Genomic DNA, 19,178 nt, shown 5'->3' with positions numbered 1-19,178 from the left:
GCTCTATATTGAAAGGTGCATTTCTTTCAAAAGGAACGTTCGATGCTGACGCCTGCGAGCACCGTAATCAGGAGCTTGCCCAGAGGGCCATCCCGTTCGCCTGCCTCAGATAAGGCGGCAGTGTCAGACCATTATGCCAATACGCATTTGCGTCTGACAACACAAATTCGACATATCGTTCTGTTTGACGGGAACGCTTGAATGTCGCTTCGCACCGCCTATGCCGCAACACTGCAATTTCTCAGAGCGCACAAAAAGCTCTCGCAGCAGAACATTGCAAAGCGCATTAACCAATCTCAAATCAGCCGTTTGGAGGCTGCTGAAAGATCGGTGTCACTGGAGGTAAGTGAGCAACTTGCTGAGTCCTTTCAACTTGATCCGCTGTCTCTGCTGACAGTCGTTTACGCGGCACATCGTGGGCAATCACCCCGCGAGATTCTCCGCCGCCTCCATGACGACCTCGATTCATCGAACTTGCTGGACGTCTCGGTTTCCAACGAACTGGACAAAACCGCACACCCTGTCACCGCGAAAGCGACCAAACTGAAGAGCGCCATCTTCGAGTTGATGGATGAAGGACATTCACAGGCCGAGGTTGCCCGTCGGCTTGGCGTATCAAGGCAAACCGTCAGCAAGCATGTACGCGAGCGAGAAAACGATTGATTTAGGGGGGAGTGCCGAAACGCCTCGGAGGTGTCTAATAAACCCGGGGCGGTTCAGTCACCAGAACTACTGCATGTCGCTGCCCATTGAACAGTCGATACTGGCATACCCGGAACTGCGAGCCAAACGCAGCCCCACAAGCCCGCCAAACCGGTAACAAGGCGGGCTTGCGGGCTCACTCAGCTAACTTTAGGCTTAATGAGTCTCATTGCAGCGTCGGTGAAAGCCTCCTGCAACTTGATCAAGGCTCCTTCCAACTCGCTACCCTCCTCCGCCTCAAATTGATTGATCGCAGAAAGAGACGCCTTCATCGCTGGATTTCCGTTCACCAATACTTCCTTGGCCGCTATATCCCGCAGCAAATCATCGCAAAGCTTCTTACCTTGGTCGGTGATACCCCGGTAAAGCGTTATATTGTGATCATTGGTCTGAACGCGAATAAAACGCACGTGCTCCTTGAAACGATGGAACCTGGGGTGGAACATTTCGGTAAATGACGCAGGATTTGGATATTCACGCATGCCGTACTTTGCCCTGTCGACCCAAACATGCGCACTTTTCAGCCCATTGCAGTCCACACATGCAACCGCAAGATTCCAGAAATTGAATGCGTATTGTTCGAATGACTCACGCGGTAGAATATGCTCGACTGGTTTCGCGTTCCCATTGTTCAACAGCCAGCGCTGGCAGTAACAGCAGAGATTTCCTTGCTCTGAAGCTAGAAATGCCCTAAATGCCGACTTTATTGAACTACCAGAGGGAATAGACGTGACACCTTTCTTAGGCACGCGTTCTGAAAAAGCTTTCCAGAGATCCGTATCCGGCTTAAGAGCCCCCTTATAATCACCATCAAATAACCGTAACGCATCTCTATTCAAACGCGCCAAGATCAACAGTGTCCTACCACGGTGCTTTTTTGTTTTATGGCACTTAGCTTTGTATCGATCCATCGTTGCCGCCATCGACACTTGATCGATTACATGATAATCACTCATAAGCAACATCAACACTTGGAGATTCGTCTTGCAATCGACGATCTTTCATAAGCAATTCAATAGCAGTGTAAGCCTTTTCAATTAGATCGAGATCCTCCCTCATGCCAGGGATATTCGTTCTATTAACTTTACTGAGAAGCAAGTCTCTTAACTCGCCAAGCTGCTTGAGACTTTCACCTCCGAGTATAGCATCACCATCGCCATCCATCATTGAACCCGCAACTAGACGTGCGCACTTCTCGTGCACACCCCGATTATTCGGTGTATACGTTCCAAAACCTTCTAAAATGATTGACTCTACAGAGTAGCGCTGCTCATCGGTAAGCAACCGAAGCTTTCCCTGTCGTAGATCATAACTGTAACTATTTGTTTCATTGGCATTACTGATAATCGTGGGTGAGTGTGTAGCCACAACAAATGACATACCAAATCGATTAGACATAATACTGAGCACTTTAGGAAGCGCTTGCTGCCATTGAAGATGAAGACTAATTTCTGGCTCATCGAGCAAAAATAATTTATCGCGAGCTGCAGATCGCAAGATGGTGAGCAAAATAAAATTAATATTTTGCTCACCAGAACTCAGTGAGGAGATGGGGGAAATTCGCTCTTTGTCATCTGCTCGAACAACTCCAAACTCATATCTATCAAGGTCTTGGGGCAATGTATTTTCCGCTGCTACTGTACCTAGAGGTACAAAACGGACATTAGCAGGGAGCTCTTCCAGGGTGATCTGAGGTTTCCTAACTAGATAATATCTAGCTTCGTAGCCGAAGCAGAATAAACACTCAGTAAGCACGTCAATCAAGTCCTGCCGCTTGAATATGTATGCGGCCAATTTCGTAGCATTCTGGGCCAGCCGTGGAATCGTAATTCCTTCAGATCTATTCCGCAGCCCTTTGTAGGTAAATAATTTTAAATTTTCGTCATCCAAAGGAAATCGATCATGCACCCCAGTGGAAACACCGACAGTTTCCACATTCGATTCGGACATTCTGTATATCAGCTCTCTTAGCATTAAACTCTTGCCGGCACCATTACTTCCAATCACATACGCACAAGTAGACTGCTCATTGGATTGTATACGCGAAATAACTTCCCGAAGATCAGCTGAAAAAGATATTGAGCTGGCACGCTTAGCCTTTCGATTTAAGATACTTTTTACCGGATGAATTTTTAGTAGCTTCTTATGGTTCTGCGCCACCTCCGCGCATAACAACTTAACATCACGATAGCCGCTTGGGAACTGAGCATTGAGTATACCCATAACCCTCGGGGTAATATTTTCATTAAATAGCTTTTTACCCTTGTGCAAATTAAAGACGGCACCCGCCAGCAACGCACAATCCTCCGGGTCAAGTTCAGATATCGAAGGATTTGATCGGCTAACGTCTACATACAAGGTAAACCTATCCGCTACCGGAGCATTATTACTAAGCACCAAAATCAAGAATGTAGAGTTTGACTCTCTTAATCCACTTGACGAAATCGTAATTACAGCATCCAAATGTATCCATTCATTAATGAATGGTGAGACGTATTTTGCAACATCTCGTTGAGTTTCCTTCCCAAGGGGCATTACAATCACAAATTTACCTCTCAAGCCGTTGCGCCTTGAAAGCTGCTCAAATCGATCCAGGTAAGTGTGCATCGGAACATGAGGGCCTGGAGAATCAAAAATGTAGGTTTCTGACCCAGACAGACCGTCAAAATCTTCCAACTCAAGAATCCGATAGCGTACGCCGTTAAGAAAAAGCTTCAACCGCAGAGCATCGCCCAAAAAACTATATGTAAGGCCTTCAGAATACAAACCATAATCTGCACCAGGCATCGCCAATTCCGAAACTAAAGGAATCATATCAACTACCAGCGAATCCACATCTGTCTGAATACTCTTTACAAAGCTAGCAACAACCCTCGGCCTGGCATGATGAATACTGTATTTATAACAAATAAATTTATCAATTAAGTATGTAGCCACACGCACAGCTTCGGAATTGCCGAACCCTCCGCGACTGGACTTAACAAGCTGTGAATAATGAGTTGAAAAGGTATTATACAACCTTCTCTCGTCATACTTTTTTAGATCAAACTTTAACTTAAGCGCCGCTACGGCAGATTGAACTTCCGAAACTTCACCAGACAGACCTCCAACTTCGACCGCCAAGTGACAGAAAGCCAACACAAGGAAATCTTCTGATTTAATCTCCGCATAGCTTTTATTCAAGTCAACAAACGATTCGGCATGCAGTTGCGTCACCACGTAACGTTCATCGTATTCCATTATTTCCTCTCTACACTCAACTAAGCGGCGCGAAATCACATTTTGAGCAAAAACATAAGCCCCATCAAGCCCCGCAAGCACTACTGCTGCATCAAATGCAATGAAATTTTAACTTTCTTTAACACAAAAAAATCCCAGCACATAGGCTGGTACTCAGAAAACGACATATAACTAGTGCACAAGCAGCTACCCATTGCAGTAATTTCCATTGGTTCTTAGCCCAGCAACCAGCGACCGATATCCAAGTCGTGGATGGTCATGTCGCGGAAGATGCCGCCGCTGTGCTTGATGTAATCTTCCAGAGCAAGACCAGGGTCTCAGCTGGAAATGATGACCTGGCGGATTTCGCCGATTTCACCTGGGATGAACCTCGTAAAGCTCAAAACCCACATCACCAAAGACGTACTTGTCGTCAGTCCGCGATCGGCCCGCGCTGCCGCCATCTCGCTCTAACAAAATCGTTAAAGTTGTAATCCTCACCAAGCGAGAGGCCGTCCGCATGATCACAGACGATAATTTGAGGCATCACCCCAGTATCACGCTTGGTGTCATCACAGAACTTAGCGAGCTGGGTGAACATATTGGCAACCGCATCAAGATCGTCATGCAGGTTGGTGTCCTTGAGGTCATCAGACCTAAGATTGGCCGCAATAAACTCAGTCCCTTCATCAGCGGTGGGGAAATAGACCTGGGTAGGCTGATCCAGGAACAGGATAGGTGGAATCGTGCACTTCTCCGCCCGCACCGTAAATTGGTAGTGAAGCGATCCCCCAATACGTGAACTCTGCGATTGCTGACACCGTTTCCTGTTACGAGACACACGCAATCCTAGACAGCCTTTTCATGTATGCCAATGCGCCTGGCGATCCCCCCGAGGGCAACGAAGCGGACAAGGCTCTGGAGTGGCTGCGCAGGATCAACAAGAATTGTGGTGCGGATGAAGTCCTTGCCTCTGCAGAGCAGAAACTGGATCAATTCAAAGTTTCAGGCGGCCTGGATTTGCTCCAGGAGCAGATGTAGGACGGTGGCTTGGTGGCCCGATCCAAGGGCAAGCCCGCAAATAGGGAGAACTTGGCTACAGTGCTGAAGCTGAAAACCGAAGGGAAAACTCAGGCTGAGGCGAGGCGCACTCTGGGGCTTTCAAAGTCGAAGGTGAGCCAGTACTAGCATTCAGATGTGTGAGCAGGATACGGCGGGGTTGCACAGAGGGAGGCGAGAAATAGAGCAGCTACCACCAAACTCATCCATTACCGCTGTGGCAGGGAACGAAGGTGCTTACGCACCTGCTCCCAACGACCAAAGCGGAAACGTTCGTATTGTCGTACAGGTACGACTCTCTCATGATTGCTCATGGACAAACCCTCCATTTTTTCTCAGCATTGCCGCTGATAGCCTTTGCGCCCCTTGCGCAAAGCTCATGCGGTTTGGAGGGTCGGGCAGGATGGAATGGAGTCGCTGGTGGTAGCTGCTGAGCTATCCTAGCAGCGACCCATAGTGAATGGAAGAGTTTGGTGGCGCATTGCCACCACACATGCCTGGGCCGGGCTTGAAGCTGTTTCAGTCTGATTGGCCGTCATGCGTCCCCAGGATTAAGGCCCTCTTCTTCGACAGGTGTGCCGCCCATCATGACGGCGTAATGCTCGGGATATCCGGATTTCGCAAAGACGCCTTCAAATTTCTCAATCATTTTGTCCGCACCCCAACCACCGAAGTCAGTGACATTAATCGCGCCGCCATGTGACTGCCTGTTTATGTACCGATAGAGTGGTTTGAATTCCAGATCATCTTTTTCCAGTGCCTCAAGCGCTTTCAGCAGGTCATCGCTTTTGTGTATGAAGCCAAAATAGTGCTCCAGAATATTACGCATCATATTGGGAAGCACCGCAGCATGCACTTTCGAATCGCGTGCGTCCCTGATCACCTGCCAATAGGTTTCGTAATCATTTTTGATCTCTTCATGCCCTAGCTGGGCAAACGCGCTATGGGCTCCTTTTGAAACCCTAAAACAGGCGTATTTTTTGGTCACCCCCTTGGGTGCATTTTTTAACAGCTCATGGAAGAAAAACAAATTATGTGTAAGAACGATGACTTGTTTGAATCCTACAGTGGAACACAGAACGCGGTGATAAATATGCGCCGCAACCTCATAGACATAATTGTGCGACAGGCTTGAAATAGGGTCGTCGATCACAATTACCCTGTCGCTGAGCACCACAGGCTTGTCAGCGTCGACACTACCGGCGCAGAGCTCCAGGAAATACAAAAAGGTTATGAGCGTCTTCTCACCTTCACTCAGGGACTTATATACGTCGTTGGAGCTTTTCTCACGAACCAGACGATAGCTAGTACCTTCCCCATCAATTTTTTTTAGAGTAAATCCACTGATACCGATACTCGCAATAGCGGAATTGATTTTCTTAACCGACTCATCAACATTGGTCATCTGATTCTGGCATTCAGCTATGGCCTCGAAATCTTTATCTTTTTGATCGCTTAACTCTTTTTTCTTGGCATCCAAATCTGCGGCGCTTTTCAAGTATATTTTTTCTGCGCCTTTATGGGCTGCGATAATTTTATCAGCCTGCTTCCGCATTAGCTGCCAGACCTCTGAAGTCACCTCAGCAAACAGCTGATCCTTCTTGGTCAATCTGAGATTATATTCGTCGTCTTTGACTTTCTGCGCCTTGATTGCAGCATTCAAGCGATCTAGCGCATCATTAGTCGACTCTAACGAAACAGCTTTAGATACTGACCCGAGCTTATCAGCCAGCCTTGTTCGATTGATTGTGAGTAACCGCTTCAACTCACCCTTAGCTTTGATGAAATCGGCATCCGACTGGATAGCCGAGGCGAGATAAGTCGCTGACTCCAAATCAAGCTCTAACACATCAGCCGCTTTGTTATATCGATTTTTGAGCTGAACGACCTTATCAACTTCCTCATCGTAGCTTTTGTCGAATAACGACTTTACATGGCCCTGAAACTCATGAGGAAGCTTCTGCTGGCAAAGTGGGCATGCATTCTCGGACTGTTCCAAATAGGGCAAGGCATTTTTAACCCAATCAGAATTTCCCAGCTTTTGGATCAAGCCAGCCAAATAGGAATCACCTGAAGGCGTAATGACTTTCGCAAGAATCTCATCACCTTCAAACTCTTCCGCATTGAAATTTATATACGGTAGCGCCGGCAATGACTGTTCATCAGATGAACTAATTGACTTTGCCGCTTCAGACAGTTCCTTCTTCGAACGGATCGCGCCTGTCGGCAGCGGTATCTTCTCCAACTGATCCTTGAAGTTTTCCTTCTGCCTCGCCCCCTTAAAACAAGAGCCTAGATCCCCCTTTTCGAATTCTAGCCTGATCTCCCAGAGCGCATCCTTATATGCCGTAGTAGCTTTAGTATTGCCTTCGTCGATTCCCGTCCGCTTCTTATTTATGCGTTCGATTTCGTCAGCAGCTGCGTCATAGCTCTGTTGCAGTTCAGCAATTTTTTCTTTTGCGTCAATATTTCCTTCATTCAACGTAAAAATACCAGGATGACTTTCCTGGTGAAAATTCTTCTCGACAAACTTCTGATTGTATACAAAAACTTGCTCTTGCTTGATTGGCGGATCAACTTGGCACTTCTGATAATGATTGCCTGTAAGATTCTGCAAATAATCCCCAACGGTTGACTTACCGGATCCATTAAGACCGTAAACAAGGTTGATACGTTTCAACGGGCCAAGATCGGCAGACTTATCATCGGGATAACTGGTAACGCTTTTTATTGAAACTTTATTAATCATCGAGCATTCCATTGGCAGGTGATTGTCAATTTGCTACCAAACTATATCAATGTAGTGGCCATTTCATAGCTCATTCCTACAGGCGGTGGTCATTCGGGTGAACATGGCCCTCAGATCAGATACAGGAGGCGCAATGAGGTCGCAGATCAAAAGTACCAGCGCCTCGTCTTTGCACGTGAGGCAATTGATGGCGGGCGATTAGATTAGCAAGGGTTCACTCATTAGAATGCCAACAGGCACTTGGTTCGACCACTGAGCGCACCTGAACACAGACTGTGACATGGGGATCACTGCTGGTGGGTTGAACGGGTTGGAAGCTCTTTCTGAACGCCCCCTTCAAGAGTGACTTGAGTAACTGCACATCAACTGAGAGATGATGGGCTCCTGGACATATGAAACCATCGCGCTCAGCAGGGCCATCCCAATCGCCGTGGATAGCCAAGCACGAACAGCTCCGAAGTCATGAACCAAGCGCTGCATCTTGACGACACCTAGGCCGATAAACAGCGCGTAGCCAACCAAGACCATGTAATCCGACCCCTTTGCCATCTGGCTATGCTGGATCGCCGTCGTGACAGCCTGGTCGTAGCTGATCGAAGCACAGCTTTGCGCCATGGCCTTTAATCGTGCGCCGAGTGCCGGCATCTCAAACAGCTTGAGCACCACCAACCAACCGGAGAGGTAGAAGAAGGTGTTCACGCTGACCAACATCTCACGCCGGCTTCCCAGCATCCGAGCAGCGAATCCAAAACACACCCCGTAGCACGCAACGAGCAACCAGTTCGCCATCGTCATCACACTAGCGAATTCAACGGTGGGTGTGATGCCCGCTGAGCGAGACGCTGGCAGTCCCAGTACACCCAATCCGATCGCAACGACGATGCCAAACAACCAGGCCCGCGAGCAAATTCCATTACGCTCCTTCATCTCCTCAAAAAATGCAGCATTTGACTGGATGAGAGCACGCGCGTCGGAGGCGGATTCACACACGGTGGGCCACATTTTTTCCAGGAAAAATTCCGCTATTTTTTTCTCCACGTTCGCCCTCTCGATTCAACAACTGCACAGAAGAAAAAACCCGAACACATGGCTCTGTCGAACGATGTGTGAGCGCAACAACATCCCCATCGAGGCTCTGCATATCACGGCGTCCGACACGTGAATCTATTCAGGCGTACTTACCCGTTCTCAAAATTTCAGCTGACCTTTACTTTTCGTTGCTCTCAAAGAAAAGCAGCTGGGCCTGACGGCCTTAAGACCGACCTCTCTAGCCCCTGGCAGGGGCAGCCCCACGTCGGCATCACCACCGTGTCCAGGAACCCAAACCGCAGACCTCAAAGCGAGAGAAAACAGCAACCAGTATCCCTGAATGTGCCTGGTTGGTAGCCCAAGCTCAACCACATCGAGACCCTAAGTAGGAGACTGCCAAAAGATAGTTGCTTCAGAGCTTGGGCAACTCTTAGAGTTTACTGTCACAGATACTCAAATAAGCACAGCGATTGCAGCTTTTGCCTTTGTTGGGTGAGCGATCACCAGAAACGTATCACTCGGCCATCTTGAACACTGTCGTCCTTGCCACTCCCAAGCCCATGGAGTAAATCACGTACATCTCCCCTACCATGCCTCGATCCTGGCGCCTCTGCCTTTACAGCTAGATGCACCATGTCAGCGAACCTATCCCCATACAAGCAGCTTCACTCAGTCAGGCAGGCATCTCGCTTAGCTGGTAAGATGCGCGGCGTTATTACTTAAGAGGATTGTTTCAATGGCCACTAACCGTTCCCAGCGTCTGCGCAAAAAGCTCTGTGTAGACGAGTTCCAGGAATTGGGCTTCGAGCTGAACCTGGATTTCAAGGAAGATTTGGCTGACGAGGCAATCGATGCATTCCTCGACGCATTCCTGAAAGAAGCCATGGAAGCCAACGGCCTGGGCTATGTCGGCGGCGACGACTACGGTCTGGTTTGCCTGCAGAAGCGTGGCTCGGTCAGCGCTGAACAGCGCGCTGCCGTTGAAGCCTGGCTCAAAGGCCGCACCGAGCTGACCAGCGTTGAAGTCAGCCCGCTGCTGGACGTCTGGTACCCGGAAAAGCCGATCAATCCGGTAGCTTGATGTTCAAAGGGCCATCCATCGTGATGGCCCTTTTTTTCTCGTGCAATACGAGTCTGCTTTGTTCTCCCCCCTTCCCCTATGCCTCTCTACGATCCAAACAGCATCGACTCAACGAACTGCTCTGGATAGGTATTTCTAAAATAACTCTCCCACCTCTTATAGCAGTTTTCCCACAAGTGAAATCAATGTCTCGCGGGTAATAACTTACTGATTTTAAAAGTACTTATCTCTACTGTCTTTCGACCTCACTCCGAAATGATTTGCAGAGAGACCTGCATGCTCTTCATTTGCGGCTGACGACAAAGGCCTAGAAGCGAGTAGTCATAGGGAGAGACCAGAAGATTGCGCTGTTGGTGCTAGGTAGTGAGCTGAATCGCGCAGGACTTTGCGGTTTGGCTGCCAGAGTGGCACCAACCGTGGGTTAAGGTTACGCCTGTTAATCGATGAATTTTAAACGATGAAGGCGATCGGTCGAAGGATCAAAAAGCGGTGTGGAGCGCTGAGTACATTTTTGGCAAAATTTTGAGGATTACGCGCAAATTAGCAAAACTTGAAATTCATCGACGCACAGTTTTTTGCGCAGACGCTGGGAACGGTTAGTCGCCATTGGAACAATCCTCATAAGTAATAACGGGCGGCACTTTAGCAGTTTAAGCTGCCGATTACTCGCCTCTGAACGGCGCCAGCCCTACCGCCCGGTAAAAAAATAGCGGATTAGAAGGGTAAGGCACGGCACAAGCCACGACACCTTGGGGCATAATGCCGACACTTTCATGACCACTGAGGGAATTTATCTTCATGCCCTCGTCTTTTCCCCTCGGCTGTAGGGTTTTATTTCAAATGATCAAATCGTTGCGTCCATTACTGCTGGCCGGCCTTCTCCTTCCCCTGGCCCTCCCTGTTTCCGCTGATCCCATCAATACCGCGTTATCGCCCAACGTTGAAAAAGCCCTGAAGGCCAGCAAACTGCAGGACAACGCCCTGTCGCTGGTGATGATTCCACTGACCGGCCCGGGCACCCCGACCGTTTTCAACGCCGACGTATCGGTCAACCCGGCCTCGACCATGAAGCTGGTCACCACCTACGCGGCTCTGGAAATGCTCGGCCCGAACCATCAGTGGAAAACCGAGTTCTACACTGACGGCACCCTCAGCGGCGGCATCCTCAATGGCAACCTCTACCTCAAGGGTGGTGGTGATCCGAAGCTGAACATGGAAAAACTCTGGCTGCTGATGCGCGACCTGCGCGCCAATGGCGTCACCCAGGTCACCGGCGACCTGGTGCTGGACAAGAACTTTTTCGTGCAACCGCAACTGCCAGAGTTCAACGACGACGGCAATGACGAAAACAAGCCGTTCCTGGTCAAACCCGATGCCCTGCTGGTCAACCTCAAGGCCCTGCGATTCGTCGCGCGCAACGACTCCGGCAAAGTGCTGGTTTCGGTGGAACCGCCGATTGCCAGCATCCGCATCGACAATCAGGTCAAGGCCATCAATTCCAAGCAATGCACCGGCGGCGTGCGCTACAACCCGGTGCCCCAGGCCGATGGCAGCGTGACCGTGACCGTGGGTGGCCAACTGGGCGAAGGCTGCAGCTCGCAGACGTATCTGTCGCTGCTCGATCACGCGACCTACACCGCTGGCGCCGTGCGGGCGATCTGGAAAGAACTGGGTGGCAGCATTCAGGGCAGGGATGTCCTGGCACCAACGCCCAAGGATGCCAAGGTGCTGGCACGGGCATTCTCGCCGGACCTGGCGGAGATCATCCGCGACATCAATAAATACAGTAACAACACCATGGCCCAGCAGCTGTTCCTGAGCCTGGGCCAGAAATTCCGCACCGACGCCGATGCCGACGATGCCAAGGCTGCCCAGCGCGTGGTACGTCAGTGGCTGGCGAGGAAAGGCATCACCGCGCCGCACCTGGTGATGGAGAACGGCTCCGGCCTGTCCCGCGCCGAGCGGGTCAGCGCCCGGGAAATGGCGTCGATGCTGCAAGCCGCGTGGCACAGCCCTTACGCCGCCGAGTACATCAGTTCGATGCCGATTGCCGGCACCGACGGCACCATGCGCAAACGCCTGAAAACCACCGCGATGCGCGGTGAAGCCCACGTCAAGACCGGCACCCTGAACACGGTGCGCGCGATCGCCGGCTTCAGCCGCGATGTCAATGGCAATACCTGGGCGGTGGTGGCGATCCTCAACGACAAGGCTCCGTTCGGTGCCTCGTCGGTGCTCGATCAGGTGCTGCTGGATCTGTACCGCCAGCCGAAACTGGCGCAGACCGCTTCGGTTCTGTAAGACACTGCAAAAACAGTGTAGGAGCGAGCTTGCTCGCGAAGGTGTTTCAGTTGACAACTCTGTGGCTGATTTACCATCGCGAGCGGGCTGGTTCCTACAGGGGTGGCGTTACATCCCTGGAGCCAGCCTGCTGGCAAGGGTCGTTAACGATAACGCGGATGACCTGGGTCAGTCCGCCTCGCCCTGAACCCGATCCCGACCCTCAAGCTTCGCCACATAGACCCCCGAGTCCGCCCGCAGCAACAGCGCATCCGCGCCCTCACCCACCCGCCAACTGGCAATCCCGAAACTCGCCGTGACGACGCCCACTTGGTCGATCGGTGCACTGCGCAAGCTTTGCCACAACTCCACCGCCAGCAAATAGGCCTGTGCGCTGCCGATATCCGGGCAAAGCACCATGAACTCCTCGCCACCCAGTCGACAGAACACGTCCGTGCGACGCAGCCGCTGGCCGATGCGCTCGCACACGGCCTGCAATACCCGGTCGCCCACCGCGTGGCCATATTGGTCATTGATGCGCTTGAAGTGGTCGATGTCGAGCATGATCACCGAAAGTTCTCCACTGCCGCGCTCGACCCGGGCCATCTCGCTCGTCAGGCGCTCCTGGAAATAGCGGCGGTTGTGGATACCGGTCAGGGAGTCGGTGACCGACAGCGCCCGCAGCTCCTCTTCCACCCGTTTCAAATCGGAAATGTCCGAGATATAGCCATGCCAGAGCACGCCACCGCCGGGCAGTTCCTCCGGGGTCGCCTCGCCGCGCACCCAGCGCAGGCCACGCTGGGGAAGCTGCACCCGGTACTCTTCACGCCAGGGGCTGAGGGTGTCGGCAGAGGCGCGGATCGAAGCACGAACCCGAGTGGTGTCCTGGGGATGAATCCGCATGAAGATCGCCTCGGCGTTGAGCAACAGAACGTCCGGATCGAGCTCGTAGATCTCGCGGATCCCGTCGCTGGCGTAAATCACACTGAAGCGTCCGTCGAACTCCATCTTGAACTGGTAGATCCCGCCGGGGACATGGGCGCTGAGTTTCTTCAACAGCAAGTCGCGAGCGGCCAGCGCCTCATGCACGCGTTTGCGCTCGGTGATGTCGATGCAAATGGCCAGGTGCCCGACCCACAACCCCTGCTCGTCGAGCACCGGGGTCGCCAGCATGTTGACCATCAAATAGCTGCCATCGCCACGCACCAGTGTCCATTCCCGCCCTTCATGACCGCCCTCCACACTGCCTTCCACACCACCCTCGACCAGCATCGCCTGGCAGGTCGGCACCGGTTTGCCATAACGTGCGCTCAACTCTGCCGAACGTGCAGCGAGCTCGCGGGGCAGGTGCAGGTTTTCCAGGGTCATGTGACCTACCACTTCAGCGGCGCGGTAGCCGAGCATCTGTTCGGCGCCGGCATTGAAGGTGCTGATGACTCCACGCAAGTCCGTGGCGATGATCGCGACCTGGGTCGCGGCGTTCAACACGCCGCGCAGCTGGCCGTGGGTGCCGCGTAACTCCTGCTCGCGAGCGCGCAGTTCCACGGTCCGCTGATCGACCAGCTTCAACGCGCGCTGACGTTGACTGACCAACACATAAAGCAAGGCACTGAGCAACACACTGAGCAAACCGCCGAGCACCACCAACGAGGTCACCGACGAATGGTTGGCCTGCAGGAAGGCCTCGCTGGGCTGGATATCGACCTGATAATCATGATCAGCCAGGCGCACCAGGCGAGTCGACGACAATTCACTGAAGGCCGGTGCATTGGGTGACTCAAACAGCACTTCGTGCTGGTCGTCTGTGGATAAGTCGAGAATGCGTACCGAGAGATAGTCACGCCCGGCCTCTGGCAACCCATCGGCCAGCAACTGACGCATGCTGATCACCGCCATGACATAACCAAAGGGTTTGCTCTTCGCTGCATCGGGGTCATCGCGCGACATGACAGGCGCGACCAGCAGCACGCCCCGCGCATAAGCCGGCTCGATGCTGACCAGATGCATCGGTTGCGACACCGCCATGCCCCGATGCTGGTCGGCCCGCTCCAGGGTCGCGCGCCGCAAGGGCTGGGCCAGCAAGTCATAGCCAAGCGGCGCCCCAAGTTTGCTTTGTGTCTGGCTGTACAGCACCGGCACGTACTCATCACGCTCGCCGGCCAGTTGCAGTTGGCCGTCGGCGGTGAGCTCGCGCACTGTGAAATTCGTCAGGCCCTCATCCCGCACCCGATGCTCGAACGCCGCCCGCTGGTCGCCACTGATGCGTTCGGCGAACGAATAGGCTTGGGTACGGCGTAACAGAGGCTGTGTATAGCCGTTGAATTCTTCACGGGAGATTGCATCGGAATTGGCAAAGAACCGGCGCAGGCCATCGAGGCGCTGTTCCTGGTCTTCAAAACGCTCTTCGATACGGCTGTAACGCTCACTGGCCAGCAGTTGGAAACGTTGCCGCAGTTGATGGTGAAACAGGTTCAGGGTCGACCAGGCGAGCAACCCGGTGAGGACCCCGCCGACGAGCAATACCAGCAGCGCGACCAGCCAGGCCGACACGTCTTCGCTGATAAAACCCAGGATCTTTGGGCGCGCGGCGTGCAACGACATAAACGCAACTCAAAACGCCAGGTGCAGGAAAGCCCTTTTGGCCCTGAGAGGAGTTATAGCTATTAGCCACTAATTTGACCAGTGCGGAAGGAATCCAAGAGCCTTTAAAAATCAAGGCTCTGTGGATCCAATCTTCCGGTGTCAGCGGGCCGTGATTTTCCAGGCACGATGGATCTTGCCGTTACGGGCGAAATCCGGATCGATGGTCTGGGCGGTGATTTCCTCGACCGCATAACGCTCGCTGAGGTTGGGTTCCAGCTCGAACTTGCGGAAGTTGTTGGAGAAGTACAACACCCCGCCTGCCGCCAGACGTGCCATGGCCAGGTCAATCAACTGCACCTGGTCACGTTGTACGTCGAAGATCCCTTCCATGCGCTTGGAGTTGGAGAAGGTCGGCGGGTCGATAAAGATCAGGTCGTACTCTTCGCGAGCATTTTCCAGCCAGGCCATCACATCGCCCTGCTCCAGGCGGTTCTTGTCGGAAAAACCGTTCAGCGACAGGTTGCGGCGCGCCCAGTCCAGGTAGGTTTTCGACAGGTCGACGCTGGTGGTGCTGCGCGCGCCGCCCTTGGCCGCATGAACGCTGGCGGTCGCGGTGTAGCAGAACAGGTTGAGGAAACGCTTGCCGGCGGCCTCTTTCTGAATGCGCATGCGCATCGGCCGGTGATCGAGGAACAGGCCGGTGTCGAGGTAATCGGTCAGGTTCACCAGCAGCTTCACGCCGCCTTCATTGACCTCGACGAACTTGCCCTGCGCAGCCTGACGTTCGTACTGTTTGGTGCCGCTCTGACGCTCGCGGCGCTTGACCACCACGCGACTCTTGTCGATGTTCAAGGCCTGCGGAATCGCCGCCAGGGCATCGAACATGCGCGCCGACGCCTTTTCCGGGTCGATGGATTTCGGCGCGGCGTATTCCTGAACGTGGACCCAATCGTGATACAGGTCGATGGCCATGGAGTATTCCGGCATGTCGGCATCGTAGACGCGGTAGCAATCGATGCCCTCACGCTTGACCCACTTGCCCAGCGCCTTGAGATTCTTTTGCAGGCGGTTGGCAAACATCTGCCCGCCTTCACTCAGGCGTGGCTGCTCGATCACCGGCGCAGGTGCCGGCGCCGGTTTGATCGGATTGCCGTTTTTGTTGTACTTGCGCTCTTGCGGCTCGGTTGGTGCCTGATCGTAGACCGCTTGCTCACGTTCGGCCTGACGCTGTTCCGGGGTACGACGCTCGCCGGTGACGAACTGGTCCGGCAGCACCTTGATCAGCAGCAGTTTGCACGGCAAGGCGCCGTTCCAGAACGAATACTGCTTGTGGCTGCGGATGCCCATGCGCTTGCCCAGGTCCGGCGCGCCGGTGAACACGGCCGCTTCCCAGTTCAGGCAGGCCTGGCGCAGGCGTTCGCCAAGGTTCTGGTAGAGGTAGAGCAGGCTCGCCTCGTCGCCCAGACGCTCGCCGTACGGTGGGTTGCAGATCACCAGGCCTTTCTGGTTCTGGTCCGGGCGCGGCTCGAAGGTCGCGACTTCGCCCTGGTAGATTTTGATCCACTCGCTCAGGCCGGCACGCTCGACGTTGTTGCGGCCCGGCTGAATCAGGCGCGGGTCGGCTTCGTAGCCGCGAATCCACAGCGGTGGCTTGGCCAGACCGGCCGCCGCACGCTCGACGGCTTCTTCATGCAGCTTTTTCCACAGCGCCGGCACGTGGCCGAGCCACGCGGTGAAGCCCCACTGCTCGCGGCGCAGGTTCGGTGCCATGTCGGCGGCGATCATCGCAGCTTCGACGAGGAATGTACCGACACCGCACATCGGGTCCGCCAGTGCGCCGCCTTCGGCCGCGATACGTGGCCAGCCGGAACGGATCAGGATGGCGGCCGCGAGGTTTTCCTTCAGCGGCGCCGCGCCCTGCTGCAGGCGGTAGCCGCGCTGGTGCAGGCTGTGGCCGGACAGGTCGAGGGACAGGATCGCTTCGCCACGGTCCAGACGCAGGTGGATGCGCAGGTCCGGGTTGAGCTTGTCGATGGACGGGCGATCACCCTGGGGAGTGCGCAGTTTGTCGACGATGGCGTCCTTGACCTTCAAGGCACCGAAGTGAGTGTTGTCGATGCCCGAGCCGTGACCGCTGAACTCGACGGCCAGGGTGCCGTCGTTGAGCATGTGGTCTTGCCACTCGATATCGAGTACGCCGTGATAGAGGTCTTCGGCGTCCTTCATCGGGAAGCGCTTGAGCACCAGCAGCACGCGGTTCGCCAGACGCGACCACAGGCACAGGCGATAAGCGGTTTCCATGGTGGCCATGCCGCGCACGGCAGAGGTGTGCTCACGTGCTTCCTCAAGGCCAAGCCCGACGGCTTCCTCGATGAGCAGGCCTTCGAGGCCTTTGGGGCAAGTGAGGAAGAGTTCGAAACGATCGGACATGGGAGTTCCAGAGCCTTTAGCTGAGTGAGCCGGCAACGCATTGCCGGCCCGGTTTTCAATCAGGCGCTTTTCTCGAAGAGCGCCCGCGTGGCACGAAGGTGTGCCGTTCCACCCCTGCTGCTCGGGTTAAATGAGCTTAGATGCAAGGACAGATAAAAAAGTTGATGCAACAAAATGTCATAAGTCGACCCTTCGTCGAATAATCCCGCACTGCAACGCGAGACATTCTCACCAAAGGATTAACCCCGGCATCCTGCGGGGGGCCGATCATACAGGGCTTTGGTCAATAAATACGGGGCAATCATCGTGTTACTTATGGCCATAGCATCTTTATCGTTACGTCCTTATGACAAAACGATCATTCCCTCGATGTGACGCATTGGTTAGAACTCAACTCAGGTTGGCGCCGCAACGACGCCAACACCTTGGCTCGCCACGCCGGCAGCGAGCCCCCAACGGCAGAGTTTTTCTGCCTGACCTCAATTGAGGTCGACGCGATGAAAACAGTCAACAAGTGAGGGCTACACCCTATGAGAAGACTTAAGCGTGATCCGTTGGAAAGAGCGTTTTTGCGCGGATATCAATATGGCGTTGGTGGCAAATCCCGTGAGCTTTGCCCATTTACTCTACCGTCGGTACGCCAAGCCTGGATCAACGGCTGGCGAGAAGGACGCGGCGACAACTGGGACGGTATGACCGGCACTGCGGGAATCCACAGACTCAACGAACTTCACGCCGTCGGCTAATACAGGGCACACACTCCGACACGACAATCTGATTACGTAACGAATTAACCACGCACGTCCCATCCGGACGGCGGGCTCCGGCCCAGGGGCTCCTTAGAGGAGCCCTTTTTTATGCCTGTTCAAAACTCATCGGCATAGCCACAGGGATCAACGCAGCGCTGCGATGGCGTCTACCGACTCACGAATCAGTGCCGGCCCTTTATAGATGAAGCCCGAGTAGATCTGCACCAGGCTCGCCCCTGCGGTGATTTTCTCCGCCGCGTGTTTGCCTTCGGTGATGCCGCCCGCGGCGATGATCGGCAAGCGACCACCCAACTCTGCCGCGAGTACTTTCACGGTGTGGGTGCTCTTGTCGCGAACCGGTGCGCCGGACAGACCGCCCGCCTCGTCACCATGCTCCATGCCTTCGACGCCCACACGGCTCAGGGTGGTGTTGGTGGCGATGACTGCGTCCATCCCGGTATCGATCAAGGCTTGCGCGACCTGCGCGGTTTCTTCGTCGCTCATGTCCGGCGCGATCTTGATCGCCAGGGGCACGTGTTTGCCGTGGCGCAGCGCCAGTTCCGCGCGACGCGTGGCCAGGTCGGCCAGCAGTTGCTTGAGCGAGTCACCGAATTGCAGGCTGCGCAGCCCTGGCGTGTTCGGCGAGCTGACGTTGACCGTCACATAGCTGGCATGAGCGTAAACCTTGTCCAGGCAAATCAGGTAATCGTCGACCGCGCGCTCGACCGGAGTATCGAAGTTCTTGCCGATGTTGATGCCCAGCACACCTTTGTACTTGGACGCGGCGACGCGGGCCAGCAGGTGATCGACGCCAAGGTTGTTGAAGCCCATGCGATTGATGATCGCCTCGGCTTCCGGCAGGCGGAACAGGCGTGGCTTCGGGTTACCCGGTTGTGGACGCGGGGTGACGGTGCCGATTTCGACAAAGCCAAAACCCAGCTGCGCAAAACCGTCGATGGCCGCGCCGTTCTTGTCCAGACCGGCCGCCAGGCCCACCGGGTTCGGAAAGTCCAGGCCCATAACCGTCACCGGCACCTTCGCCGGCGCCTTGCACAACAAGCCGTTGAGCCCCAGACGCCCGCCCGCGCCGATCAGGTCCAGGGACAGATCGTGGGAGGTTTCCGGGGAAAGTTTGAACAACAGCTGACGGGCCAGGGTGTACATGGGCGGGTTTGACTCTGGGCTATGAAAAGTGGCAGCGATTATAGCCGGGCAAGCGGCCCGCAGGCGAGGCGCGCGATTCAATCAACGGACGATGGCATATGCCTTGCACCGATCCTGACATCAGCACTCATGC

12 protein-coding genes and 2 pseudogenes are annotated in these 19,178 nt (G+C 54.1%); 5 read left to right on the top strand and 9 right to left on the bottom strand.

Annotated features, from left to right (window positions below):
- Positions 1 to 201 precede the first annotated feature (201 nt).
- Positions 202 to 663: a helix-turn-helix domain-containing protein gene (locus ACX3YF_RS16645; RefSeq protein WP_458973935.1), complete on the top strand. Its 462-nt coding sequence runs from the start codon at positions 202 to 204 to the stop codon at positions 661 to 663.
- A gap of 179 nt (positions 664 to 842) precedes the next feature.
- On the opposite strand, the gene ACX3YF_RS16640 is transcribed toward ACX3YF_RS16645, so the two are convergent.
- The 4 genes and pseudogenes from ACX3YF_RS16640 to ACX3YF_RS16625 all read right to left on the bottom strand — a co-directional run.
- Positions 843 to 1,658 carry an HNH endonuclease gene (locus ACX3YF_RS16640; RefSeq protein WP_458973934.1) on the bottom strand — a complete coding sequence of 272 codons (816 nt, stop codon included), beginning with the start codon at positions 1,656 to 1,658 and terminating at the stop codon, positions 843 to 845.
- The gene (locus ACX3YF_RS16635) at positions 1,651 to 3,942 is read right to left on the bottom strand and encodes an AAA family ATPase (RefSeq protein ID WP_458973933.1); all 2,292 of its coding nucleotides are present in this window, start codon (positions 3,940 to 3,942) and stop codon (positions 1,651 to 1,653) included. The genes ACX3YF_RS16640 and ACX3YF_RS16635 overlap by 8 nt, the downstream gene beginning before the upstream one ends.
- Before the next feature lie 218 nt (positions 3,943 to 4,160).
- Positions 4,161 to 4,301 (bottom strand): annotated as a pseudogene (locus ACX3YF_RS16630) (Gfo/Idh/MocA family protein); the annotation flags it as partial.
- 53 nt (positions 4,302 to 4,354) lie between these two features.
- Positions 4,355 to 4,708 (bottom strand): annotated as a pseudogene (locus ACX3YF_RS16625) (DUF3732 domain-containing protein); the annotation flags it as partial.
- A 77-nt stretch (positions 4,709 to 4,785) separates the two neighbouring features.
- On the opposite strand from ACX3YF_RS16625, the gene ACX3YF_RS16620 reads away from it, so the two are divergent.
- On the top strand, positions 4,786 to 4,962 hold the full coding sequence (locus ACX3YF_RS16620) for a hypothetical protein (protein ID WP_458973932.1): 177 nt from the start codon (positions 4,786 to 4,788) through the stop codon (positions 4,960 to 4,962).
- 553 nt (positions 4,963 to 5,515) lie between these two features.
- Here ACX3YF_RS16620 and ACX3YF_RS16615 read toward each other — a convergent pair.
- Together ACX3YF_RS16615 and ACX3YF_RS16610 are read right to left on the bottom strand one after the other, a co-directional pair.
- Positions 5,516 to 7,729, bottom strand: a complete 2,214-nt coding sequence (locus ACX3YF_RS16615; protein WP_458973931.1) for an AAA family ATPase — start codon at positions 7,727 to 7,729, stop codon at positions 5,516 to 5,518.
- A gap of 336 nt (positions 7,730 to 8,065) precedes the next feature.
- A complete protein-coding gene (locus tag ACX3YF_RS16610; RefSeq protein ID WP_458973930.1) occupies positions 8,066 to 8,767 on the bottom strand; it encodes a hypothetical protein in 702 nt (233 codons plus the stop codon).
- Between the two features lie 727 nt (positions 8,768 to 9,494).
- Here ACX3YF_RS16610 and ACX3YF_RS16605 point away from each other — a divergent pair.
- Positions 9,495 to 9,839 (top strand): YggL family protein, encoded by a 345-nt coding sequence (locus ACX3YF_RS16605; RefSeq protein ID WP_007971486.1) that lies wholly within the window; start codon positions 9,495 to 9,497, stop codon positions 9,837 to 9,839.
- A gap of 840 nt (positions 9,840 to 10,679) precedes the next feature.
- A complete protein-coding gene (gene dacB, locus ACX3YF_RS16600; RefSeq protein ID WP_448647255.1) occupies positions 10,680 to 12,140 on the top strand; it encodes a D-alanyl-D-alanine carboxypeptidase/D-alanyl-D-alanine endopeptidase in 1,461 nt (486 codons plus the stop codon).
- A gap of 168 nt (positions 12,141 to 12,308) precedes the next feature.
- On the opposite strand, the gene ACX3YF_RS16595 is transcribed toward dacB, so the two are convergent.
- Together ACX3YF_RS16595 and rlmKL are read right to left on the bottom strand one after the other, a co-directional pair.
- On the bottom strand, positions 12,309 to 14,720 hold the full coding sequence (locus tag ACX3YF_RS16595; RefSeq protein WP_458973929.1) for a sensor domain-containing diguanylate cyclase: 2,412 nt from the start codon (positions 14,718 to 14,720) through the stop codon (positions 12,309 to 12,311).
- Between the two features lie 141 nt (positions 14,721 to 14,861).
- Positions 14,862 to 17,132, bottom strand: a complete 2,271-nt coding sequence (gene rlmKL, locus ACX3YF_RS16590; protein ID WP_130203625.1) for a bifunctional 23S rRNA (guanine(2069)-N(7))-methyltransferase RlmK/23S rRNA (guanine(2445)-N(2))-methyltransferase RlmL — start codon at positions 17,130 to 17,132, stop codon at positions 14,862 to 14,864.
- Between the two features lie 530 nt (positions 17,133 to 17,662).
- On the opposite strand from rlmKL, the gene rmf reads away from it, so the two are divergent.
- A complete protein-coding gene (rmf, locus tag ACX3YF_RS16585) occupies positions 17,663 to 17,878 on the top strand; it encodes a ribosome modulation factor (RefSeq protein WP_003223300.1) in 216 nt (71 codons plus the stop codon).
- 147 nt (positions 17,879 to 18,025) lie between these two features.
- On the opposite strand, the gene ACX3YF_RS16580 is transcribed toward rmf, so the two are convergent.
- The gene (locus ACX3YF_RS16580; RefSeq protein ID WP_458973928.1) at positions 18,026 to 19,045 is read right to left on the bottom strand and encodes a quinone-dependent dihydroorotate dehydrogenase; all 1,020 of its coding nucleotides are present in this window, start codon (positions 19,043 to 19,045) and stop codon (positions 18,026 to 18,028) included.
- Positions 19,046 to 19,178: the final 133 nt, after the last annotated feature.

Source organism: Pseudomonas fluorescens group sp. PF-69, from assembly GCF_054481235.1.
Note: the sequence above shows the minus strand (reverse complement) of the source record. Positions and strands in the feature narration are given on the sequence as shown.

Excerpts from the sequence above, each read along its gene's own strand:
- ACX3YF_RS16645 (WP_458973935.1), top strand. The coding sequence starts at position 202 with ATGTCGCTTCGCACCGCCTATGCCGCAACACTGCAATTTCTCAGAGCG.
- ACX3YF_RS16640 (WP_458973934.1), bottom strand. The coding sequence starts at position 1,658 with ATGAGTGATTATCATGTAATCGATCAAGTGTCGATGGCGGCAACGATG.
- ACX3YF_RS16635 (WP_458973933.1), bottom strand. The coding sequence starts at position 3,942 with ATGGAATACGATGAACGTTACGTGGTGACGCAACTGCATGCCGAATCG.
- ACX3YF_RS16620 (WP_458973932.1), top strand. The coding sequence starts at position 4,786 with ATGTATGCCAATGCGCCTGGCGATCCCCCCGAGGGCAACGAAGCGGAC.
- ACX3YF_RS16615 (WP_458973931.1), bottom strand. The coding sequence starts at position 7,729 with ATGATTAATAAAGTTTCAATAAAAAGCGTTACCAGTTATCCCGATGAT.
- ACX3YF_RS16605 (WP_007971486.1), top strand. The coding sequence starts at position 9,495 with ATGGCCACTAACCGTTCCCAGCGTCTGCGCAAAAAGCTCTGTGTAGAC.
- dacB (WP_448647255.1), top strand. The coding sequence starts at position 10,680 with ATGATCAAATCGTTGCGTCCATTACTGCTGGCCGGCCTTCTCCTTCCC.
- ACX3YF_RS16595 (WP_458973929.1), bottom strand. The coding sequence starts at position 14,720 with ATGTCGTTGCACGCCGCGCGCCCAAAGATCCTGGGTTTTATCAGCGAA.
- rlmKL (WP_130203625.1), bottom strand. The coding sequence starts at position 17,132 with ATGTCCGATCGTTTCGAACTCTTCCTCACTTGCCCCAAAGGCCTCGAA.
- rmf (WP_003223300.1), top strand. The coding sequence starts at position 17,663 with ATGAGAAGACTTAAGCGTGATCCGTTGGAAAGAGCGTTTTTGCGCGGA.
- ACX3YF_RS16580 (WP_458973928.1), bottom strand. The coding sequence starts at position 19,045 with ATGTACACCCTGGCCCGTCAGCTGTTGTTCAAACTTTCCCCGGAAACC.